A 24,007-nucleotide genomic window follows, 5' to 3' on the forward strand; every position below is an offset into this window, starting at 1 on the left:
GATAGTTCCAGAGATGCTAAGCAATAGTTAAGTAACACAGAGAAAATAAACGGATAGATACCCTTTTGATGAAAACGATTTCATTCGTTACATCCATCCGTCCGAAAGGGTGAAGCAGGTAACCCTTCTTTGTTGTAGAGATTCACGTCAGGCACTTGCGTCCAGCCGTAGCGAACGGCAACGGGATTGGGTACTCTTTCACTGAAAACAAGCACTGTCTTTCCCTTGATTCGGGCCTGAGCCGGCACGAACTTCTGATCGGCTCCAGCGATGGTAAATCCTTTCAACGCGGTATCAGGGGTTATTAGTCCCCTGCCTGTGTGACTGAATTTAAGGATAACCAGATTCCCTTTTACTCGCATGGACTCATAAATCGGGCCGGAGTATTCCATTTTTTCACCATAAGCCAACACCTTGGCTGCCCGGCTCAATCGCTCACCTACGGGCTTTTTATTCGTAGGATGAATATCGTTTACGTCACCACAGTCGGTAGTCACGACCATCGCCGTATTTTTCGTCTTTTTTAAACTAATCAACTGGGCTTCCCGAATCTCGGGTGGCATCATCTTAAATGGAGCAATTTGTACGAATAAAAAAGGAAAATCTCCCTGCTGCCATTCCGACCGCCATTGGGCAATCAGGGCCGGGAACATGGTCTGATATAACTTCGACTGATGAGCATTATTTTCACCCTGATACCAGATTACCCCTTTGATTGCATAAGGAATCAGCGGCTTGAGCATTCCGTTATATAAACCGCTGACGTAAGATCCCTGCTGCGTATGGTAAGGCTGTACGGGGCGTTTGGGTAAGGACTTTTGCTCCTGAACCGCCTGTAAAGAATCAGTCCGGTATTTAGCCCAGAGGGGTTCCATTCTTTTATTCAATGAACTAACGGTATTAGGCTCGTATTGCAACGATTTATCGTAGGCTTCTACCAGCTTTTTCAGTTCGGGCGTAGCTTCCAGGGCTTCCCGGCTCATCCAGTTTTGAGCCGGAGAACCGCCGTAAGCCGTCAGAATAATACCGATGGGTACCTGATAGGTCTTGTATAAGTCACGGGCAAAGAAGTAGCCCACGGCAGTAAAATCGCTCACGGTTTTGGGCGAGCAAACGACCCACTCGTGGTAGGTGTCATAAACCGGAGCCGGGGCGTAATTTTTGGTTAGGGCATATTGCCGAATTTGCGGGTAATAAGCCGCGTCGCGTTCTTTTTCCCAGTTATCAATCAGCTTCTGCCCTTCACGCGGGCCTAGTTGCCGCTCCATGTTGGACTGCCCGCTGGCAATCCAGACGTCCCCTACGAGTAAGTCTGAAATGGTGATCAGGTTAGAGCCCTGAATGGTCATGGTATAAGGCCCACCGACGGGTAAGGGTTTGAGTTTTACCATCCATTTGCCGTCTTTCGACTGTGTCCGAACGCTTTGTCCGGCAACCGTTACCGTGACCGATTCATCGGAAGTAGCGGTTCCCCAAATGGGTACCTCAACGCCGCGTTGTAATACCAAATGATCGCTGAATAGACTATTCGGTGTTACGGTGGCGTGTAGCGAAAATGAGGGCAACAGTACTAAAGACAGAAAAGCCCATTTCATAGAACAAGTGTTTAGAGTTCTAAAACAAAAATAGCCTCTGCCATGTACAGAGGCTATTGAAATATTAGTTTTCATAACAACTGAAAACTAACCATAGAAAACGGTAAACTAGTACGCTCTGGCGAAGATGACGCGACGCTTGGAAGGTTTACCCGAGAAGATACAAACGCCTTCTTCTTCGGGCGAATCCAGAGGGATACAACGGATGGTTGCTTTCGTTGCGTCCTTGATCTGATCTTCGGTTTCTGAGGTTTCGTCCCAGTGAGCCAGCAGGAATCCGCCCTGTTCGATTTTCTCCTGGAATTCTTCCCAGGTATCGACTTTGAACGTGTTTTCTTCTCTGAATTTCAGAGCTTTGTTATAGATGTTTTGCTGAATGTCCTCCAGTAAGTTCTGGATAGTTTCAACGATGCCGTCAATGGCAACCACTTGTTTCTCCTTGGTGTCGCGACGAGCTAATTCCGTCGTTCCATTTTCGAGATCACGAGCCCCAATGGCCATCCGAACGGGTACGCCGCGAAGCTCATATTCAGCAAATTTCCAGCCTGGTTTTTCCGCAGAGGAATCATCAAATTTCACCGAAATGCCTTTGGCTTTCAGTTCTTTGATGATGGGTTCCAGACGATCATAGATAGCATTCAATTGCTCATCATTCCGGAAAATAGGAACAATAACCACCTGAATTGGAGCCAGTTTGGGAGGTAATACCAAACCCTGATCATCCGAGTGAGCCATAATCAACGCACCCATCAGACGCGTAGAAACGCCCCAGCTTGTTCCCCATACGTATTCGAGTTTATTATCTTTCCCGAGGAACTGTACGTCAAACGCTTTCGCAAAATTCTGACCGAGGAAGTGCGAAGTTCCCGCCTGAAGAGCTTTCCCATCCTGCATCATGGCCTCGATACAATATGTTTCCACGGCTCCGGCAAAACGCTCGTTCGGCGTTTTGACCCCACGAATCACGGGTAGAGCCAGCCATTCTTCCGCAAATTTGGCGTACACTTCCAGCATTTGTTCTGCTTCTGCTACGGCTTCCTCTGAAGTAGCGTGAGCGGTGTGGCCTTCCTGCCAGAGAAACTCTGCCGTGCGAAGGAACAGACGCGTACGCATTTCCCAGCGAACAACGTTGGCCCACTGGTTAATCAGCAATGGCAGGTCACGGTACGACTGCACCCAGTTTTTATAAGTACTCCAGATCACTGTTTCAGAAGTAGGACGAACAATGAGTTCTTCTTCCAGTTTAGCCTCTGGATCAACGATTACTCCCGAACCATCCGGGGCATTCTTCAGACGGTAATGGGTAACAACCGCACATTCCTTGGCGAAGCCTTCGACGTGGCTCGCTTCTTTTGATAAGTAAGATTTAGGAATAAACAGCGGGAAGTACGCATTAACGTGTCCAGTTTCTTTGAACTTGTCGTCGAGAGCCCGCTGCATTTTTTCCCAAATGGAATAACCATAGGGTTTGATGACCATGCAGCCCCGTACCGCAGAGTTTTCAGCGAGATCGGCCCGTTTGACCAAGTCAAGGTACCACTCGGAGTAATCTTCATTGCGGGATGTAATGCCTTTGCTCATGGAATTTTTCTGAGAAATTGACTGTTAGTTAATTAAACTTAGTAGATTGATTGTCAATCGGTAACTAAGTGAAATCAATGCTAACGAAGTCAAATGTTAAAATTGTCGTTAATAAAAGTTAAAGTCTTTTTAGAGGATTGCAAAGATACGTTTTAGCATTAAGTTTGTAACAGTCGCAACGAATACTGTCACATTGAAGGTAAAAATTAACTTCAAAACCCATAAGATCATGAAAATGAGGAATGTTTCAAAATACCTGGCGGTAGCCCTTCTGGCGGGTGTTTGGGGATGTAGTCCATCTACCCAACGTTCCTTCGTGTATGACGACCTTTATTCTTCTTCTTCGGATGTCCGGGCCATGGCCTACAGTAATAAACAAAATGACGTTGTAGAAGATCAGACCAAAGGGGAGAACCTCGCGGGGAACGAATATTACAACCAGACACTGGCCGATAAATATAACAATCGTCATTACGCAGGAAACGGCGTATACGACAATCTGTACGGCTATAATAATTACAATAACAACTACGCCTATAACTCAGGCTTTGGGAACTGGAATCCATATGGATGGAATTCCTGGAATAGCTACAGCATGTTTGGCTCGCCTTATTACGGTGGGCTGTACAATGGCTTTGGTGGTTTCGGCCCCGGTCTTTCGATTGGTCTAGGCATTGGCAGCAGCTTCTACCGTCCCTGGAGTATGTGGGGCATGGGTGGAGGTTACTGGGGCAGCCTGTATGATCCCTGGTATGGCAGTAGCTGGGCTTACAATCCCTATGGCTTTGGTTATGGTGGATGGGGTAGCCCTTACTACGGTGGCTGGGGTTATGGTGGCCTGGGTTATCCTTATTATGGAGGAGGTTATTATGGCGGCGGAACAGTCATAACGCAACCTATTGATAATGGTAATAGCTCTTACAGCCGTCCAAGAAATGCTAACTATGGTCGTTCACAATCGGCTTACAACGGCGATTTTAACCGGAATTCAGCAAGTGTAGGAACAAATAATGCCCGTGGTGGTCGGAGTGCTTACAACGGCTCTTCTGATAACAACAGCTATTATTCACGTCCTCGACGTGAGACGCAAGGCTACTCTGGTTCAGACAATTCGAATAGCTACCGTAGTGGAAACGGAACGGTAGATCGTCAGAATAACACGTACTCACGTAGCTGGAATAATGACAACAACAGCCGTTCGAATAGCTGGAACAATAACTCGAATTCCTGGAATAACTCAGCTCCGGCCCGGAGTTACTCAGCTCCAGCTCCTTCCATGAATAGTGGCGGCGGTGGTGGTGGCGGAGCTCGCTCCCGTGGACCGAGATAATTCGCTTAACAAACTTTAACGCACATTAAACCCCGTTAATTCAACAGAATTGACGGGGTTTTCGTTATTTAACCGTGTAGTTGGCCTGGAGTATATCTGGCACTGCTTTTTCCGTAAGCTATTTTATATTTTGATCGAGCCTATATATTGACCATGAAACGTCTTCTCTATGTCGCTGCTTTGTTAGTAGTATCACAGGCAGCAATGGCACAGGACAATAGTTATGAATCATTGTCCCGTCTTTTTTCTCAGAGTAATCCACAAGGTTCGGCTCGTATGCAGGCTATGGGTGGAAATCACTCGGCTATTGGTGCAGATATTAGCAACATCACCGGTAACCCGGCGGGTTTGGGCTTTTACACTCGTTCAGAATTGAGCATTACCCCTCAGTTCAATCAGATTACTAATTCTTCTCAGTATCTCAATAACACGCAGAATAGTAATGCCAGTCAGTTTTCTGTTGGAAACCTGTCGGCTGTTTTTGCGGGGAAAAACCGTAACCCAGTTTACTCAGGGGGCTGGCAGGGAGGAGCTTGGGGACTTGGCTATTCAAGACAGAACTTGTTCAAAAGTTCAATCAGGTTTGGTGGACGTAACAACCAAAGCTCCATGGCTGACTATTTTGCTGAATTAGCTAATAACGAAGCTACGGGTTCAAGTCAGGGGGTTGTGGTAGATGATTTTAGAAAAGATTTGGAGAATAACGGTAGCGTTTTCGATTATCCAACATCCATGTTTTATTATGGCCTGTTGATTGATCCAACCACCAGGGACGGATATCCCTATGTCGGAACGGAACAGGGAAAAGCTGCTAACCAATCTTTCCTTTCAACCAGTACAGGATTCACCAGTAGCTGGAATCTTTCTTACGGAGCTAACTATCGTAACAAACTTTATGTAGGACTTGGTCTTTCCTTGGCTCGAATGAATTATACCAATACGAAAACCATGAATGAAAGCTTTGAAAACGCAGCAGCCATCAGTGGTTTTTCTTATACCAATGACTTGACTACTTCTGGGAATGGTTTTACCTTAAAAGGGGGCCTTATTTATCGTCCGAATGATGTGATTCGATTAGGCGTTTCTGTAACTAGCCCCACTTGGTATACCATTAGTGAATCAGCGGGTCAAAGCTTGCAAACAAGTCTGGCACGGCCTTTCCTGATTAATGCAGAAACTAACCCGGAGTATACCAATAATTTACCAACTGCGTTGCGGTCAGCGGGATACGGTATTAGCTATCAGGGAACTTCTGCATTAATTACTAGCGTACCAAACTTATCTATCCTTCCTTTTGAGTCTCGTTACCGACTTCGTACGCCTATGAGGTTGAACGGTGGTGTTGGAATTTTCTTCGGCAAATCAGGTTTCATTTCTGCCGATGCGGAGTACGTAGGATATTCTGGAATGAAATTATCTTCGAATGATAATAATGCTGATGGCGGTTTACGGGATGGCTATTACACAGGTGTAATCAAGAGAACCTATCGTAACGTTGTTAATCTGAAAGTAGGGGGTGAATACCGAATCAGCAATGTTAGCGTCAGAGCGGGAGCGAGCTACTATCAGGATCCCTATCAGCAGATAGCTCAATTTAATAACTTGGATCGGAGTCGTGTTGTGTATTCGGGAGGGGTTGGTTACAAAACTAATAACTTCTACATCGACGGAACGGTGCTGTATAGTCAGCAAAACTCGGCTTACTCACCTTATATTCTGGCGGATGCTACTACCTACGCTTCGGCTCGTATCAAAAACCAAACGACCAGTGCCGTTTTAACCATTGGAACGTATTTCTAATTCAGAGTTACAATACAAGTAAAAAGACGCTGTGATCATTTCACAGCGTCTTTTTTATGGTCCCTTTGCAGTCGCTCGGCTCTAGCCGAGTGACGCTGTAGTCTGGTAGGCCTCTGGCCGATGTTAGCAAGTCTGTTTTGATGGGGAAAAAATTGTTGGCTGATCCCCTACTGGTTCGCCCTCTACCGGCCAGAGGCCTAGAGCTAGGTAGTCACTCGGCTAGAGCCGAGCGACTGCGGATGGGGTTCTCCGAACGTAACAAGAGACTTTGGGTAGAATGGGGCGGGGCTGGTTTAGTCAAGTTTTTGCATGACCCAACCAACTTGAAAAAGGTCATAAGATTCTTCGCTTCGCTCGGAATGACAGACGCTGATGATCACGTAATGACGTATCCTTGTAAGTATGAGATAATTATGATTATCAACCGTATCGCCGCGTTGTCCCCGGATGAAATCCGGGGCTATTCATAATTTAACCCCGCTGGGGTTGTGGATACAATAGGTTTACGAGAAATAACCTCGGAGGAGTTCAACACGGATAGCCCCGGTCTGGATAGACCCGGATGAAATTCGGGGACATTCTTCATAAACTCTTCCATCCAATGGTCCCCCAAAGCAGGGAGAGGCTTTCTTAATTTAGTTAAATCTTATTTTAGACAGCCTCTAAATTTTGTAATTAGTTACTACGCTACGGTCCTGCTATAAAATGTTGATTATCAGTTAATAAACTAAAAACTATCAACTACTTATTACCTGAAGGTGCCTCAAAATTTCCAGCATCGTTTGCACATCGGTTTCTCCGGCGATGGTTACGTCTGCCTGTTCGTAGTAGTTTCGACGGTTAGCAATTTTAGTTTCTAGGGCCGCTAGTAACTCCACCGGGTCTTCAGTAACCAGCAGAGGCCGATCATTTTTTTTGGTGTGAAGGATCCGGTCCGTCAGAATTTTCGGGGGAACATCCAGAAAAAGGCTAACGCCATTTTCCCTGATAAAGTCCATGTTATCATGAAAACACGGAACGCCACCACCCGTCGAAACAACCAGACCCGCATCAGCCGGAAAGCTCCGAAGCATTTCACTTTCTACGGTTCGGAAATAGGGTTCTCCTTTTAAATTGAAAATTTCAGCAATTGTCAGTAACTCACGAATCTCAATTCGCTTATCCATGTCCACAAACTCGTAGCCAATTTCACGGGCTAGGCTTCGTCCCAGCGTGCTCTTGCCGGAAGAGGGCATACCTAGTAAAAAAATATTCTTCATGTAATACCTTTTAATTCTGTTAGGCTGGTTTAGAGATCCTAATCTGTTTTTGTAAAGTACTGTGGTAACCAGTATAACTTATGCTGTTGAACAAACCCTAACTGATACATGCCCCGAGGTAAGGATTCCGTCATGAACTGAGCCGTACCACCCTGAAACAAAGGCTTACCCGTTTTCAGAAACTGAACCTTGCCATTCGGTTTAGCCAGAAAGGGAGCCAGCCATTGACTGTTCGCGGATTTCAGAATTAGATAAACCGGGCCTGAATTTAAATCAATCTGCTCAGATTTGACAGTAATAAGTTTTCCAGGAAAAGAAGGATCATACTGAAGAGCAAGGGTGTCTTTGAGAACCGTTGATGCCGCCGAATCAGGAATGGGAATAGCTGCGGGGAACTGGTAAATCTGTTTGGTAATGAGGGGAACGTAGGCATATTGAAAAGCCTGATTATGGAAAAGTAATACATCCAGAAATCTGCCATTTCGCTGCCAGTTGGAGCTTTCACAGAGGAGAGAATCCCGGTATTTAATCAGGAGCGGATACTTTTCGTACCAGGCTGAAATCCAGAAAAGAATGGAAGCAAAAATAGCGGCTACCCCCATGCTGTTCCGAAGCGAAGGACGTAGCAAGTCAATAACAAGCAGGTAGGCCGCCATCAGAGCAAATGCGGCGTAGATCTGATAACGATCCGTAATAGCAATGCCGCTCCAGGAACGGGAAAGGGCTACGGCTCCAGCGGACATCGCCAGAAAAAGTAATAACCCCAGCGTTGATAAGGATAGCGTTTTACGGGTAACCAATAAGAGAGACAGCACAAGAATCAAACTGATGACTAACCCTAATCCGATTGCTGGAGTATTGGCCAAGCTAAAGGCTGAGGTCATGCCGCCCAGAAAAACGGCTGCACATTTAATGACTTCCAGGGGCTGGGAAAGACTCTCTTTAATGTGCGTTTCCTGACTGGTTTGTAGGCCAATAAAGTACATAATGCCACCGACCCCGACGATCACTGCCCAAAGGCCAGCCCAGCGGTACTTTTTCTGAATGAGTAATACGAGCAATCCGGGTAACCAGAGGAACATGCCGTTTCCGCCCGAATAAGTAGCCGCCAGAGCAGCAAGAATGGCCAGAACAAAAGCCCAGGTCCGTGAAGACTGTAAGCACTCCAGAGCTAGTAATACCCAGAAAATAAGAAAATTATGTTGATACACGCAGATCGTCCAGAGGGAATCTACGTAGTGAACAGGCTGAAAAATAAGGAAACAAACGGGCACAAATAACCAGAACCGATGACCGCTGCGACGAAAGGAACGGTATAACAAACCCACCGAAGCCAGCACACTTAGGTTTCCAAGAATAATTGTTGTGCGAAAATTCAGTTCGCCCTGAAGCAGAGTGGTCAGCCAGATCAATAATCGAGGCGTGGCAATGCGGTGGTCAATGTGCTGGCGGAAGGTATCCGCCCAGAACGTAGCCCAGGTATCGCTCGGTAATGAACGATGATGGATATACAGCATAAAAGCCGAATCATCCGCCCAGGGAAGATTAATCGCAAATGCATTCAGAAACCAGCCATAAGTAAATATGGGGATCAGAAACAAAAGGTAGGCAGGCCAAAGGTAACGAATGGAAGGCCTCATGGATTCACTTTTTCAAGGATGGTTTCTTTGGAAGGAACGCTGGCGAAGCTCCATTTACCCCGAACCGTACCATTGGATAACAGCCACAAACCGGGATTACTACGGACAATGGTTTTAAGAACTTTGAAATCAGCGAAATAATAAGGAACGGCTAATTGATACTCGTGACGGAAAGCATTGAAATCGTCTTCGGGGGAGGAAGTAAGAATGGCGGGTTGCACGGATGATCCTTCCAGACTTTTCAGCAAAGCCCGAAGGTTATCAATCGTACTGAGATTGGCCTTATTAACGTCCTGAATAATCAAAAACAAATGATTTCCCTGAAAAGAAGCCTGGGTAAAATCGGTGTCTCCATTCCATAAACGGTAGTCAGTAATGCGGGGGCCAGCCTCTGGGTTGAGCGGTCCAATCATTTCCTTGAACTGATACGTAGTGTCCGTTGGATACTGATCGAATTCGGTTTCTTTGCCGTCTTTAGTGACCAGGTATTTAAAACGGAAGGGTTCCCGATTTTTCATGTTGGCAGGAATATTCTCACCAATGGCGTAAGCTAGCCCGTCGTAAGGCGGCAGGTAACGAACGGCATAAATAGCCAAACCGAGACAGAATAATACGGCCAGAACCATTACTGCTGTAGTGTGGGTATCCCGGAAGAGGTTTCTTTGCCAGAGGACAACTAGTAATAATACCAGCAGAACAATGTCTTTCCAGAAAGAAGTCCAGGGCTGAAGTTTGATCATTTCTCCGAAACAGCCGCAGTCGGTAACCTTATTGAAGTACGCAGAATAGAAAGTCAGAAAGGCAAAAAAGGTGCAGAGTAATACCAGGAACCAGGCCGTTCGGCGTAGTTTCCACTGCACTAATAGGGCTACTCCGGCCAGAATTTCCAGCGAACACAGTACTATTGAAAAGTAGAGAGCATAGGGAACGAGAGCTTCCCAGAATGCCGCCATACCGGAGAAATCCTGAGCAAAAACTTCGAAGTATTCTTCCAGTTTAATCTGGGTGCCAACGGGATCATTCAACTTGATTAATCCCGAAAAGATGAAAATGACACCAACCAGCAGTCGGCAAAAATGGGCAAAGATTTTCATAGGTGTTCAAACGCAACTTTGGAGGCGAAGCTGCTTTCTAATTCATCAACGGAAATCATACTCCTCGAACGGAAGTAGACAAAGGTAAACTCGAAGCATTTAGAAAGAAAGGAAAAGCGGGCCTGAATGCACATTTCTGGTTAAGCAAGGTGACCAAAGCACCTTTTTAACGAAATTCTTTTCAAAAATCAACTTGAACTAGATTGTAAAAAATAGTGTAAAAAAATCCACAACTTGAGGTAATGGTTCATATTATATCTAGCTATTTCCCCAGTTTTACGGTTTATTCTGGAATGGATTACCCCTTTAGACAAAAGTAGGGTCTCGGCTTCCCGCTGTCGAGTTGACACATATGAATATAAGAAAAATACTTAAAATTTCGCTGGCTTCCATTGGAGGGCTTTTACTACTGGTAATTGCCTTTCTGCTGGTTTTGGGCCTAACCCCCTGGGGGCAGAACTTTGTTACCAAACAGGCCAATCGCTATCTGTCCAGCAAACTCAATACCCCTTTTCGAATCGGTAAAATTAGTTACCAGATTCCCGACTGGATTCAGTTGGAAGATGTATACTTCCAAACGCCCAAAGGCGATACCTTACTCAGCGGTGGTCGCTTGCGGGTCGATCTGGATATGCTGGGTCTGATTCAGGGTCGGGTAGCTTTGAATCAGATTGAGCTTGACAAGATTCGTCTGAACGTAACCCGAACGTTGCCAGATACGGCTTTTAACTTCAATTTCTTAATCGACGCATTTTCTTCTGGTGCTCCTGCCGATCCGGCGGATACGTCATCGGCTCCCCTGGCTCTAAGCCTGTCGGGAGTAGGGATGAACGACGTTCGGATTCATTACGTCGATGACATCGCCGGGGCTGATATTCATTTTGCCGTTGATACGCTTACCGGAAAATTTGATGAAATCAACCCCGCTGAATCCCGTTACCATGTGAATGAAATCAAGTCCAGTGGGTTGGTAGCCAAAGCCCGGATTTATAAGGGAATAGACATCCCCGGAAAAGTGAACGATGCGGCAACCGTACCGGGCGATACCATGGATTTACGCATGGGCGACTGGCAACTCAGTCGTACCGCCTGGAATATTAGAGCTGAAGAAGCAGGGTTTAGTAGTACTGGAAAAGTAGGACAACTGAACCTAGCCGGAGATCAGTTGTACCTGGAAGGACAGCAGGCCCTTATTCGTTCGCTGGAGTTAATGAATTCCCAGATCACGGCAACGTTAGATAAAACGGCTCCGCAACCTGAAGCCCCTCCCGCTCCGAATAATAAAGAAAAACCCCAGGACCCCAATGCGGGTTGGAAGGCTAAAATTGGTCGGGTTCGCTTTGCTAATAATGACATTAAGTTCGATAACGATAACAACCCCCGGCAACCCAAAGGGCTGGATTATAGCCACATTGATATTAAAGGATTTACGTTGGCGGGAGAAGAACTGGTGTATCAACCTAACCTGATCTCTGGAAAATTGCGTCAGGGTAAATTCCGGGAAAAAAGTGGGGTGAACCTCCAGCGTTTTGATGCCGATGTCTTCTACAGTCCGCAGCAAATTGGATTAACGAACTTTATAGTACAGACGCCAGGTACGCTGTTGAAGGATAAATTAATCATCAAATTCGATTCGCTTGGACAACTTACCCGAGCGGCTGAGGCCAAACGAGTGCTGGTGGATGTAAACATGACGCAGAATAGGATCTCTTTTGCGGACATCATCACGCTAGTACCGAGTCTGGCTCAAACCACGCCCCTCAAAGGCAATGAAAAGGCCGTCTTAAATGCCTCCATTCAGGCCAAAGGCTCGCTGGCGGATTTGAATTTACCCTTGGTAGAATTCTCCATTCTGTCTTCTACAAAAGTCAAGGCTCACGGGAAGGTGTCGTATCCGACTGATCCCGAAAAAATGGGGCTGAACATTGTGCTGGAAAATGCAACGACGAGTTCGGCGGATGTGAAGAAACTGGCTCCTAAAGGTTCTCTGCCCGATTCCATCAGCATTCCGGCTCAATTGAAACTGGCCGGAACGGCAAAAGGTCGATTGAATGCGATTGATCTGGACATTGCCATGAATTCTTCTTACGGAAATCTGTCTTTTGACGGACAGCTTAAAAATTTCGTAACCGGGAAAAATCAGGCCTATGCCGGGACGGCTAACATTCAGCAACTGGATTTAGGAAAATGGTTGATGCAACCGCAACAGTTTGGAGCAATCACTGCAACGGCAACGGTTAACGGAAGGGGAATTGACCCCAAAACCATGAGTACTACCTTCGATGTAAACGTACCCGAGGCCATGTTGCAAGGGTATACTTATCGTCAGTTTGCGGCGAAGGGAAGTTTAAATCAGGGTTTGCTAGATGTAAAAGGAGGTATTAATGATCCCAATGCCCGCTTAAATCTGGTGGCAAATGCCAACATGAAGGGAGAATTTCCGACGGTAAAGGGTACCGTAGCAATTGAACAACTGGATTTACACGCCCTGAAATTATACACCGATCCGTTCCAGGTACAAGGAAATATTCAGATGGATTTTGCTTCAACCAATCCTGAAAAATTAATTGGAACGTTGCGGACGGAGAATCTAAATATTAACCTGAAAGGGGAAAATTATCCGGTGGATTCGTTATACCTGACGGCGAATGCTGAAGGAACGAGCAAAACCATTATCGCTCGCACCCCTTTCGCGGAGCTTGATCTGGGCGGTAACTTCCAGTATGCCGATCTGGCAGCGGCGGCTCTGACGGAGGTTAATAAATACGTGACGATTCCTGATATGAAGGTGGAAGCTCCCAAAGCTCCAACGGACTTTACGCTGAAAATGCGGGTTCGTCAGCATCCTCTATTACTTGCTTTCGTTCCTGGCTTGACTCGCTTGGAGCCCGTTAAAATTGAGGCTACGCTGGATAGCAAACGAGCAGATTCTACCCTGAATATTTCCGTTACTGCCGGGCCTATTGAGTACGATACGATGTTGGTTGCGGGAGCTAATCTGAAACTGGCTTCTACGGATGGAAAACTGGTATTACAGGGACAAGTCGGTGAAATCCGCAAACAGTCGCTTCATTTATACCCAACGAATATCACGGCGTCAGCGGCTCAGAATCAGTTACAGTTCAAAGTAATGAATAAGGATTCTGTAAACAATGATCGTTTCGGAATTGCAGGTCGGGTGGGGATTCAGGGCGATGCCTACGAATTACATCTGGATCGGCAGGCTTTATTAACCAATTACCAATACTGGACTTCTGATACCACGGGTTATATCCGATACAACAAAGCAGGCGTAGTGGCGGAAAAATTCCGGTTGGAAACCAACAATCAGGCCTTGATTGTGAACAGTACCGAGCCCACCCCAAATGCTCCTTTACACGTAGAACTGAAAAACCTGGTTATTGGTGATCTGCTGAAACTGGCGAATCAGGATAGCACGATGGCTGGTGGTTTGCTGAATGGCGACGTGGTAGTAAAAGATTACCTCGGTACCGAAGGCACCAACAAAAAGCTGAGCTTCACGGGAGACCTGAAAGTAGACAGTCTGAATGTCATGCAAAAGAACCTGGGTAACCTTCAGGCGAAATTTGCTAACATGACTGACGACCGGATTCAGGCGGATGTAACCCTTGTGGGCGAAATGAACGATGTTCATGTAGGTGGGTTTTATAACCCAAGTTCCACCGACCAGGCTCTGGATTTGAATGTAGAATTACGTCGATTGGATACTCGTACCATCGAAGCCTTTAGTTTCGGTCAGTTACGCGAGACGAAGGGAGCCTTGCAGGGTGAAATGACGGTGAAGGGAGCCGTGGATAAACCCCGACTGAACGGCCAGATTAACTTTAATGATGTAGGTTTCAATGTCAAGTTTGTGAATGAATCGTATACCATTAATGACGAGGCTATTGTCTTCGATAACCAAACGATTCGATTCAATAAATTCGATTTAAAAGACCGCGAAGGCCACGCCTTTACGACGGACGGAACGGTGAACATCGCCAACTTACCTGACGTTAGTTATAGCCTTCAAGTAACGGCCAATCAATTCAACGTCCTGAATGCCTCTCGTCGGGATAATGAACTGGTATATGGAAATGCTTCGTTAACAACTAATCTTCGGATTCGTGGAACTGGGTCAACGCCTTCGGTTACCGGTAATCTGAAAGTAGAAGACGGCAGCAAAATCACAATGGTAATTCCTGACTCGGGACCATCCGCCGAAGAGTCGGCGGGCATCATTACCTTCATTCAACCCAACGACAGTACGGCTTTAGCGAAGTACCTCCGCAAGCCTAAAGCAGATACGCTTAATACTAAAATAACCTTCGATCAGCTCGCAAATTCGAACATTTCCATTGACGTAGAAATCAATGATGCTACGGAATTCAATGTCATTGTAGATGAGCAAAGCGGGGATAACCTGAGAGCCAAGGGTAATGCCCGTCTGAACGTAACGATGGATGATGCCGGTAATATTGGCCTCTTCGGACGCTATGATGTGACGGAAGGAGCTTACTCGTTAACTTATCAGGTATTAAAGCGGGACTTTGAAATCGAAAAGGGAAGCAGTATCGTATTCTCTGGAGATCCTTTGAAAGCTACGCTGGATATTACGGCACTTTATCGCATTCAGGCTCGGGTTTCAGAGTTGATCGCAGGTCAAACGAATGGGCAAGATATTGGAACCAGTCGCAACCTTTATGCCAATAAATTACCTTTTGATGTAGCCTTGAAGATGGAAGGCAACTTAGCAGCCCCAAAATTAAGTTTTGATGTAATGTTACCTGAAGGAGCAACGGTTCCTTCTGCTGAGATTAAGGAAGCGGTGCAGGCAAAGCTGGTTCAATTCAGAAAAGACCCTTCTGAAATTAACAAACAGGTTTTTGCCCTCTTAGTATTAGGAAGTTTCTTACCTGAAAACTCCTTTGACTTCTTCTCTGGCAGTAGCGGTGGCGGTAGCTTAATCAATGCCGAAAATCTGGCCCGTACTAGTGTTAGTAAGATTCTTTCTCAGCAATTAGATCGGCTGGCTTCTAATGTGATTAAAGGAGTTGACTTAAATGTAGGTTTGAATTCCTCCAGTGATTATGCCAACAATAACGCAGGCCAGAATGCTCAAACCGCTGGTTCAACGGCTACTAAGACGGATTTGAACATTGGTTTGTCAAAAAGCTTTTTCAACGGTCGTCTTTCGGTAAGTGTTGGTAAGAACTTCGTCTTAGAAGATAACACAGGAGTGGAGCGAAATAATGCTCAGGTATTCGACAATATCTCTGTGAACTACAACATCACCCGTGATGGCCGTTACATGGTTCGGGCGTACCGGGTAAACGAGCTGGAAAATATTCTGGAAGGCTACGTCATTGAAACAGGGCTGGGCTTTGTGATTAACCTGGATTACAATACGTTCAATCAAATCTTCGGCAAGAAGAAAGTGGAATAAAAGCATTTTGATTAACTCGTTTAACCCTTTCATCCATTGAAGTACTCTCTTAAAATATATCTGATTTTACTCAGCTTTGCTGCTCTGGTATCGGGCTGTAACGTGGCGAAGCACCTGCCCGCCAACGAACGGCTTTATAGCGGAACGGAGATTGAAATGTTACCTTTTGACGGGGTAAGCAGTAGCGACCGGAAGGCTCTTAAAAGTGAGTTGGAAGGTCTGGCTCGACCTAAGCCCAATAGCACGATCTTTGGATTTCCTTACCGGGTCTGGCTGTATTATGTCATTGGTGAGCCTAAGAAGGATTCCAGCTTTCGGGCGACGCTTCGCCGGAAACTGGGCCGTGAACCTGTGTTTGCCAGTGCCCGCTCTGTGGTAACGAATGCGAATGTGTGGAAGTCTTTTCTGGAAAACGAAGGATACTTTCACTCGGAAGTAGCCGGAAAAATTGAAGAAGATAAAAAAGGCTATAAGGCAAAGGGCGTTTATCAGGTAACGGTACACCGCCGTTATACTCTGGATTCGGTTCAGTTTATTACCGACACCGCTCAGGTTGGGAAAGACTTCAAACTGGCCCAGCAGCAAACCTTACTCAAACCACCCGTTCCTTACCGACTGGAAAATCTGAAGCTCGAACGCGAGCGAATCAGCCAGGAAATGAAGCGAAAAGGGTATTATTACTTTATTCCTGATTACGTAGCCATTTTAGGCGATACGTCCCGCAACAATTACAAAGCAAAACTATACCTGGCCTTGAAGCCAGAAATGCCCGTGGCGGCTGGACAGCAATACCATATCCGAAACGTTTATATCTATCCTAATTTTACGCTAAATACCGCTGCTCAGGATACCAATAGGAGTGAAGCTTTCCGAACGATTTCCGGCTTTCAGGTAGTGGATCCAGACCGTACCTACGATGATCGACTTTTTCAGGACGTCATTGGGTTCAAGCCGGGTCGTCGGTATAATAGCCGGGTTCAGGATATTACACTTTCTCGTCTGATTAACTTAGGGACATTCAAATTCGTCCGAAATCGGTTTGCTCCGGCTGTTCAGGGAGATTCTACCGTGCTGGATGTACATTATTACCTGACGCCCTATCCCAAAAAGTCTTTACGTTTGGAAATTGCCGGAACGTCTAAATCCAATAGTTTGACGGGTTCGCAGGCTACGATTAGCTGGCGAAACCGAAACATTTTCAAACGAGCTGAGCTGCTAACCATCAACGCAACGGGCGGGATTGAGTCCCAATTCAATGCGGGAGGGCAAGGCTTAACCAATATCAGTTATGGTCTGAATGCGTCCATTACTTTCCCGCGATTGGTAAGCCCCATTCGGATTGATTATGATCGTCGGCAAGTATTACCTAAAACGGAAGTAACGTTAGGCTATCAGGCTATTTCTCGTACTCAACTATACCGTCTGAATTCATTTACGGGAACATTTGGATACTCTTTCCGGGGAAATCAGAAAGTAGAGCATACGATTATTCCCTTTAGTTTAACGTACGTCTATGTTCCCTCCAGCAGTTTAGGTGATCGTTATTATGAAGCATTAACGGATGATGCTCTGGCTGCTCAGTACAATGCCATTGTGCAGAACGTGCAGTTAATTCCAAGTAGTTTATACTCTCTTCACTTTAATTCATCTCTTCAAAGCCAAAGTCGACACTCCCAACAGTTCATCTTTAATTTTGAGCCAGCCGGGAATTTGGCAGGCTTACTTTTCAAGGATGGCGATGGTAATGGACAGAAAGAGTTATTTAATGTAGCCTTTTCGCAATACGTGCGGGCAGACGTAGACAGTCGGCATTATTTGAAAATTTCAAGAAACTCAACCTGGGCTTCTAAAGTATTTGCGGGAGCCGGTATACCTTACGGAAATTCTACTAGCCTTCCTTTTGTGAAACAATACTTCGTTGGGGGTAGCACCAGTATTCGTGCTTTCCGTCCGCGTGGTATTGGTCCGGGAGCTTACGTGCGTCCTGATGGGACTCAGGTGCTTTTACAAGATGGAGGAGGGGACATTAAACTGGAAGCCAGCACCGAATTACGTACCCAATTTAATAAGTTTTTGCAGGGGGCATTATTTGTTGATGCGGGTAACGTCTGGATGTATAAAGATCCGACTTTATATACTGAAGCGGCTGTGTTCTCTAAAAACTTCATGAAGGAAGTAGCCGTAGGGGCCGGGGTTGGTTTGCGAATCGACGTTACCTATTTTGTACTACGTTTTGATCTGGCAACTCCTCTCCGTAATCCTACTTTCGCTGAAGAAAATCGTTGGGTATTAGACAAAATCAACTTCCGTGATCGGAACTGGCGGAGAGAGAACCTGGTCCTGAACATTGCCGTAGGTTATCCTTTCTAATACCATAGAATTGAATAAAAAGGCCCGAAATGCTTAAGCGTTTCGGGCCTTTTTATTGTAGGGACGCGACTTCATCGCGTCTGGCTCTCCCCTTACGCCATGGCTGGTGAGACACTAACCACGGCGTAAAAGAATAACTGAAAACAGTAAACCGACAACTGAAAACTACCTAAAGTGGTGCGACCATCGCCAGCCCATACGTCTGCCCCGAGTAAAAAGGCATAACGGCGAGTTTGTTTTGCTTGAAGATTTTCCGCTGAATCCAGGGGTAAACGGCATACACGGCTTCGGTGGAAGCGATGCCTAAACCGGCACTGAATAAAACATCAGCGACCCAATGCTTGTCGTTTAGCACCCGCATCCCGGCCACACTCGTGGCGATGCCGTAACCCGCAATGCTGTACCAGACACTTTGTTCGCCGTATTCTTTCGATAATACCGCCGCTCCCGTAAACACTACCGACGTATGGCCGGAGGGAAAGGAAAGGTTATCATCACCGTTGGGACGGGGATATTGAATAATCCGTTTTAAGCCATACGAAAGGGAGTTAGCTACCCCCTGCGATAACACCATCAATACCAACTGATCTTTGAACGCGTGTTTCCCTTTAACGCCGAGTGCTCCCAAACTCAGTGGAACAAGCGTCGGAACAAATTCCAGGTAGTTATCGGCTTTGGTCTGAAAGTTTGGAAACTCCTGCCGAACGCTCCGACGGATTTCCCGGCTGATACTTCCCTGAGTTACCAAACCTGCCGTCATCAGACTAACTGGAGCAATGAACGGTTTCCAGACGGGTTTCCGACGTGTGGAGTCAAGTTGAGCCAGTGAGGTACCGAAGAAAAACAGTACCAGCCAGCAAGAAAGTAAAAAACGGATCATGTAGCGGCGGTTGAAAAGTTACTGCTCGGACTGTTGCTGAGCCATCAGAATGAGACAGAAAACGGAATAGTTAATCATATCCCGGTAATTGGCATCCACGCCTTCCGACACCAGCGTTTGTCCGCCGAGGTCTTCAATTTGTTTGGTACGAAGGAGTTTCATCAGGATAATATCTGTCATCGAACTCACTCGCATCGCCCGCCAGGCCTCGCCGTAATCGTGATTTTTGTTGAGTAATAAGTGAATGGTTTCGTTGATTTCCTGATCGTACAGAGCCGAAAGCTCATCCGTTGGAATATCCATTCTTGGATCGTCGGCTAACTGAAGCTGAATCAGGGCCATCACGCAATAATTAATAATGCCGATGAATTCCGGTGTAATCCCTTCTCCCACGCGGGAAACGCCCGTTTCCTGCAACTGACGGATTCGCTGGGCTTTGATATAAATCTGATCCGTCAGGCTGGGCAGGCGTAAAATTCGCCAGGCAGTGCCATAATCCCGATTTTTTTTCAGGAAAAGATCTTTACAACTCGCAACAACGTGACGGTATTCTACTTCAGTCTGTGACATATATTCCATTTAATAAGGCTGAAAAAGAGTAAAATAATCAACCAATTTTCCGACAAAACTAGGAGCGTTTTCGTAAAAGCTGGTAACCTGTATTGCCAAAAATCACAAGAAGGATACCTAAAGCCAGCCAGTAGGGCCAGTTCCAGTCAATGGAAAAGAGGCGAATAAACTGTAAATCTTCCTTCGACAAAGGGTTAAGGTCTACCGTAGCCGTATTTAGGATAGTATCAAAATCTGACAAAAAGTAACGCAACATGACCAGCAGAATAATGCTTAAGCCAGAAGCAATACTGTTACCATACAGAGTGATTTTTTCGGGAGCCCAGCTCATGCCAATGCCTAATACACACAATAACACCACGGCAGCGGCGGCGGGTTGCATCGGAATCCGGCGGGATTGGGTAAGGGCCGCATTTCCGTTTTGACCCAATTCTTTGATATCCTCGTTACTTAATCCCTCCGCCCATTTGGGCACGACGGCTTGTGGCTTTCCGCCCTTTACCAAACTCCAGCCCGTGATCGTGGCTACGGGTTCGTGGTTGCAACTGATGGTCATGAAGTTGAAGAAGAAGCAGAGAACCACCAGTAAAAAACCACTGGAACTGAACAGGCGGGGGAGGGATTTAGTTAAAAACATGAATGAACGGGAGGAAATTATAAAAACAAAGTACGTCAACCGAAGGGCTAATAGTCAATAGAAACGTTCTTTGTGTCGTTTTAATTACGAATAATTTTATTACCACCGGAAACGGTTACCCCTACTTGCATGCAGGCAGCTATTTTTTGGAGTGCATGGCCTCGACCTTACCAGAGGCTTTTTTACATTGGATTGTTCGGATTCGTAGTTGGTTTAATAGCATGGGCTTTTTTTGCCTATCAGGGCGTTGACTCGGTTATTCACTGGGACGTGCTGAGTGAGCTGGGAGAAATGCCTTTTGGGTTGGATCAATTTGAGGCCAATGGTTCAAAATTCCAGATTCAGGCGACGGCTTATGCCCTGACCGAGCAGTTTGTGGCTTCCCCCATGTCAGTAAACCATCCTCTGACCGATTGGGTTTGTCTCATTCTGGCTTTAGTGGGTGTGGCTATCACCTTAATGGCAACGTCGGCCTTACCCCGGCTCTGGTATTTCGGAGCCATGACGGCTTTTATTCTGCTAACCAGTTCCTTACAAATAGATGCCATTCTGGGCCGCACCGACCGACTGGCTACTATAATCCTGGTTACCGTCTTTGTGGGCGTTAGCTTTTACTTTCAAGCCTTTAAATGGGACGCAGGTTTACTCATTCGATTTATTGTTTTTAAAGCATTAATTGTGGTCAGCGTGGCCTTGCTTTGTACGGTTGGAAAAGCAACGCCCGCTGATCTTCTGGCCTACGGTTACCCTGCCGGAATGGTGCTGGTTATTCTGGTAGCTTTCTGGGTTTCTTTTGAAATCATGATTGGGTTAACCTGGCTGGCTACCAATCAGTCGGAACGAAACAGCCTGCCTAGTTTTACCGTCTTGAGTCTATTTTACCTGGGTAACTTGCTCTTAACAGACTTGCATGCCAGCCGCCGAATCGATTGGGATTTGTTATACCTGAATCCCTTCGTGGTTTTTGCGATTTCTATCATTCTGGGATTGTGGGGACAAAAGAAAAGAGACGACCAACGAGCCAGTTACTGGTCTTTTCAGCCGCAGGGAGCCAGTTTATATCTGGGGTTAGTAACCATTGCCGTATCCGTTCTGGCCTACGTAAATAGCACGGCAAATGATTCCGCGATTGAATCCCTTTCTCAGGGAATTAACTATGCCCATTTGACGGGCGGCGTTCTGTTCTTCTTTTACGTATTGCTCAACTTCGGGCCGCAGATGCGTGAAGGGAAACCCGTGCATATTGTGCTGTTCAAACCCGCTTACATTGCCAGTTTCCATGCTCGCGGACTTTCCGTCATTCTGTGCGTGGTGTTGATGTATTACAACAATTATTATGTCTTTCAGCAAGGAGTGGCTGGTTATTATAACGCTCAGGGCGACCTGGCTGCAGCCAGGCAGGATTATCGCCTGGCCGAAACCTTCTATCAACAGGGGGCGGGTTTTGATTTTCAAAACCATAAATCTAATTACGGACTGGCTTCCCTGGCCTGGATTCAGGGCGATTTTGCTTCAGCTGCGGGTTTCTTCCGTCAGGCTGTGGCTAAAAATCCATCGCCTTATGCCTATGCCGGGTTAACCCGAAGTTTGACAAATGAAGAACTGGCGTTTGATGCCTTCTTTACCGCTCGGGATGGACAGAAACGGTTTCCCAACAATGGTGAATTAATGTCCAATCTGGCGTACTTACACGCTAAGGCGAACGGTCTGGATTCTGCTCAGTATTATTACGCAAAAGCCATTGAATTAACCAGACAATCAGGAGTACCTGCGACAAATCTGATGGCTTTGTATCTGCGTAAAGGAGACCTGCCAGCGGCTGAAAAATTAGCCAGTGAACAGGCTTCGGATTACGTTTCGGTGCAGGTAAACCAGAAAGCCGTTGAGTTATTGAATGGAAAATCGTCCGAAACCAAGATTAGTATCGGGGCGGATTCGGTGTTGACTCTCGCTCAGTTCGCTTTAGTATCAAACGCTACTTTATCGGATATTAAAGCCGGAAAAACGCCCCCCGTGACAGGTTCAGCGTTACGTACTTTATCTGAGAAAGAAGGTAATGCAGCTTATTTCGACGATTTACAGTATCTGCATGCCCTGGTTTCGTATTATGACGGCAATAAACTGGAGGGACTGGACATCCTATCTGCTCGAGCGATGGCCGATACCGCCGCTTCCGGTGACCGTTGGCGGAAGCCGCTGGCGGCCTTTTTGAATCGCGAAGTAGCAAACGAACAGGCTCCGCCCACCCGTTGGACGGGCGATGGTTCGGAAGAATTGATGCGTAATCCGCTTAACATTAAAGTGCTGGAACGCTACACCACCGAAGCCAATCAGCGAAAAGAGCCGCAGAAAGCGTATAATGCTTTGTACAACGCCTTGAACTATCGTCAGGATTCGCCCGAAATTCTGAAGTTGTACATTTTGCAAAGCCTGGAATTAAGCCTGACCCTGTACGCCGAAGACAAACTGAAAATACTGCAAAATGATTTTCCGGAACAATACGAAAGTTTCTTGCCCGTCTATCAGCAAAAACGAGCTTTAATCGAAAAACGTCAGCAAGACTTTCAATGAGTCAGTAAGTTTATCCAATCGGGTAAGCCGATAACTGGACTTGGGTTTATGAACATCATTGAAACCACACACATACAGAAACGCTACGTCATGGGGACCGAAGTGGTCGAGGCGTTAAAAGATATTACCATTTCTATTCAGAAAGGGGAATACGTGGCCTTTATGGGGCCGTCGGGCTCAGGGAAAAGTACGCTGATGAACATTGTAGGTTGCCTGGACACGCCAACTTCAGGAACTTACGTATTGAATGGTCACGATGTAAGTCGGATGGGAGAGAATCAACTGGCTGAAATTCGCAATAAGGAAATTGGCTTTGTTTTCCAGACCTTCAACTTATTGCCTCGTCAAACGGCCCTCGAAAACGTGGCTTTACCGCTGATTTACGCGGGTTATTCCAAAGCCGATCGTATTGAGAAAGCCATGTTAACGCTGAAAGGAGTAGGGCTGGAAAACCGGGCTCATCACCGCCCGAATGAACTTTCGGGTGGACAGCGTCAACGCGTAGCGGTGGCTCGGGCTTTGGTAAATGATCCTTCGATTTTGTTGGCTGATGAGCCCACGGGAAACCTTGATACCAAGACCAGTTACGAGATTATGGATCTGTTCGACCAGTTATACTCCAAGGGGAACACCATCGTGATGGTTACTCACGAAGAAGACATTGCTCTGTATTCGCATCGAATCATCCGACTTCGCGACGGAATTATTGAAAGTGATTTAATCAATAAAGATGTGCGTAAACCGGATTTATTATAGTTGCTTGACCAATCAGGCTTTCCAGCAGGAACTAATAGAAGTTAATACTTCATTCAGCCGATTAAAATTGTCAGGTTTGGTGAGGAAATCATCAGCCCCCAGGCGAGCCGCCTTTTCCCGATCCCGCTCATGGTCAGAAGTGGTTAAGATAATGGCTGGAATATGTTTCCATTTTTCTTTAAGAATCGCCAGGGTTTCAAAGCCATTCATCCGAGGCATATTCAAATCCAGAAAAATCAGAGTGGGTTGCTCGCTAGTGGGAAGTTTTTCCAGGTGATGAATCAAATCTTCGCCATTCGTAAAAAGCGTAAGCTCGCAGTCTGCGTCAGGGTTTATACCCTGGGTTGCGAAGAAACGGTCATCTTCATCGTCGTCCGCCAAAAAAACGCGTTGTTTCATAGACTTTACTTAGGGGGCAAAAAAAGGGCCTACTAATTTACGAAAAACGCGGAAGGAAGAGAAGGCCTGAAACAAAAAA

Annotated in this window: 15 protein-coding genes; 6 read left to right on the forward strand and 9 right to left on the reverse strand. The window is 46.2% G+C overall.

Going from position 1 to position 24,007, the window contains the following annotated elements; genetic code table 11:
* Positions 1-80: 80 nt before the first annotated feature.
* Positions 81-1,595 carry a sialate O-acetylesterase gene (locus QE357_RS05525; protein ID WP_309706357.1) on the reverse strand — a complete coding sequence of 505 codons (1,515 nt, stop codon included), beginning with the start codon at positions 1,593-1,595 and terminating at the stop codon, positions 81-83.
* Between the two features lie 108 nt (positions 1,596-1,703).
* The gene (gene proS / locus QE357_RS05530) at positions 1,704-3,176 is read right to left on the reverse strand and encodes a proline--tRNA ligase (RefSeq protein ID WP_106636202.1); all 1,473 of its coding nucleotides are present in this window, start codon (positions 3,174-3,176) and stop codon (positions 1,704-1,706) included.
* A 229-nt stretch (positions 3,177-3,405) separates the two neighbouring features.
* On the opposite strand from proS, the gene QE357_RS05535 reads away from it, so the two are divergent.
* Together QE357_RS05535 and QE357_RS05540 are read left to right on the forward strand one after the other, a co-directional pair.
* Positions 3,406-4,506, forward strand: a complete 1,101-nt coding sequence (locus QE357_RS05535) for a hypothetical protein (RefSeq protein WP_309706358.1) — start codon at positions 3,406-3,408, stop codon at positions 4,504-4,506.
* A 153-nt stretch (positions 4,507-4,659) separates the two neighbouring features.
* A complete protein-coding gene (locus tag QE357_RS05540) occupies positions 4,660-6,306 on the forward strand; it encodes a hypothetical protein (protein ID WP_309706359.1) in 1,647 nt (548 codons plus the stop codon).
* Between the two features lie 737 nt (positions 6,307-7,043).
* Here the strand turns inward: QE357_RS05540 and QE357_RS05545 are convergent.
* The 3 genes from QE357_RS05545 to QE357_RS05555 are packed head-to-tail and all read right to left on the reverse strand — an operon-like array spanning position 7,044 to position 10,299.
* The gene (locus QE357_RS05545) at positions 7,044-7,565 is read right to left on the reverse strand and encodes a shikimate kinase (RefSeq protein ID WP_309706360.1); all 522 of its coding nucleotides are present in this window, start codon (positions 7,563-7,565) and stop codon (positions 7,044-7,046) included.
* Positions 7,566-7,603: 38 nt separating this feature from the next.
* Positions 7,604-9,205 (reverse strand): hypothetical protein, encoded by a 1,602-nt coding sequence (locus QE357_RS05550; RefSeq protein WP_309706361.1) that lies wholly within the window; start codon positions 9,203-9,205, stop codon positions 7,604-7,606.
* The gene (locus QE357_RS05555; protein WP_307142317.1) at positions 9,202-10,299 is read right to left on the reverse strand and encodes a BT_3928 family protein; all 1,098 of its coding nucleotides are present in this window, start codon (positions 10,297-10,299) and stop codon (positions 9,202-9,204) included. The genes QE357_RS05550 and QE357_RS05555 overlap by 4 nt, the downstream gene beginning before the upstream one ends.
* 352 nt (positions 10,300-10,651) lie before the next feature.
* On the opposite strand from QE357_RS05555, the gene QE357_RS05560 reads away from it, so the two are divergent.
* Together QE357_RS05560 and QE357_RS05565 are read left to right on the forward strand one after the other, a co-directional pair.
* Positions 10,652-15,745, forward strand: coding sequence for a translocation/assembly module TamB domain-containing protein (locus tag QE357_RS05560; RefSeq protein WP_309706362.1), 5,094 nt, complete (start codon positions 10,652-10,654; stop codon positions 15,743-15,745).
* Positions 15,746-15,781: 36 nt separating this feature from the next.
* Positions 15,782-18,115, forward strand: coding sequence for a BamA/TamA family outer membrane protein (locus QE357_RS05565; protein ID WP_309706363.1), 2,334 nt, complete (start codon positions 15,782-15,784; stop codon positions 18,113-18,115).
* 169 nt (positions 18,116-18,284) lie between these two features.
* On the opposite strand, the gene QE357_RS05570 is transcribed toward QE357_RS05565, so the two are convergent.
* From QE357_RS05570 to QE357_RS05580, 3 genes are read right to left on the reverse strand one after another with little or no spacing between them, the layout of a single operon-like run.
* Positions 18,285-18,995, reverse strand: coding sequence for a phosphatase PAP2 family protein (locus QE357_RS05570; RefSeq protein WP_309706364.1), 711 nt, complete (start codon positions 18,993-18,995; stop codon positions 18,285-18,287).
* Positions 18,996-19,013: 18 nt separating this feature from the next.
* Entirely contained in the window at positions 19,014-19,565 is a 552-nt protein-coding gene (locus tag QE357_RS05575; RefSeq protein ID WP_106636214.1) for a DUF1599 domain-containing protein, read from the reverse strand.
* Between the two features lie 58 nt (positions 19,566-19,623).
* On the reverse strand, positions 19,624-20,202 hold the full coding sequence (locus QE357_RS05580) for a hypothetical protein (protein WP_309706365.1): 579 nt from the start codon (positions 20,200-20,202) through the stop codon (positions 19,624-19,626).
* Between the two features lie 129 nt (positions 20,203-20,331).
* Between QE357_RS05580 and QE357_RS05585 the strand changes: the two genes are divergently transcribed.
* Both QE357_RS05585 and QE357_RS05590 read left to right on the forward strand, forming a co-directional pair.
* Complete coding sequence (locus tag QE357_RS05585) at positions 20,332-22,773, forward strand: hypothetical protein (RefSeq protein ID WP_309706366.1); 2,442 nt, start codon at positions 20,332-20,334, stop codon at positions 22,771-22,773.
* A gap of 48 nt (positions 22,774-22,821) precedes the next feature.
* Positions 22,822-23,529: an ABC transporter ATP-binding protein gene (locus tag QE357_RS05590; RefSeq protein ID WP_106636217.1), complete on the forward strand. Its 708-nt coding sequence runs from the start codon at positions 22,822-22,824 to the stop codon at positions 23,527-23,529.
* A 12-nt stretch (positions 23,530-23,541) separates the two neighbouring features.
* On the opposite strand, the gene QE357_RS05595 is transcribed toward QE357_RS05590, so the two are convergent.
* Complete coding sequence (locus QE357_RS05595) at positions 23,542-23,928, reverse strand: response regulator (RefSeq protein WP_106636218.1); 387 nt, start codon at positions 23,926-23,928, stop codon at positions 23,542-23,544.
* Positions 23,929-24,007 lie beyond the last annotated feature (79 nt).

It is taken from the genome of Siphonobacter sp. SORGH_AS_0500 (genome assembly GCF_031453245.1).
GTDB lineage: Bacteria > Bacteroidota > Bacteroidia > Cytophagales > Spirosomataceae > Siphonobacter.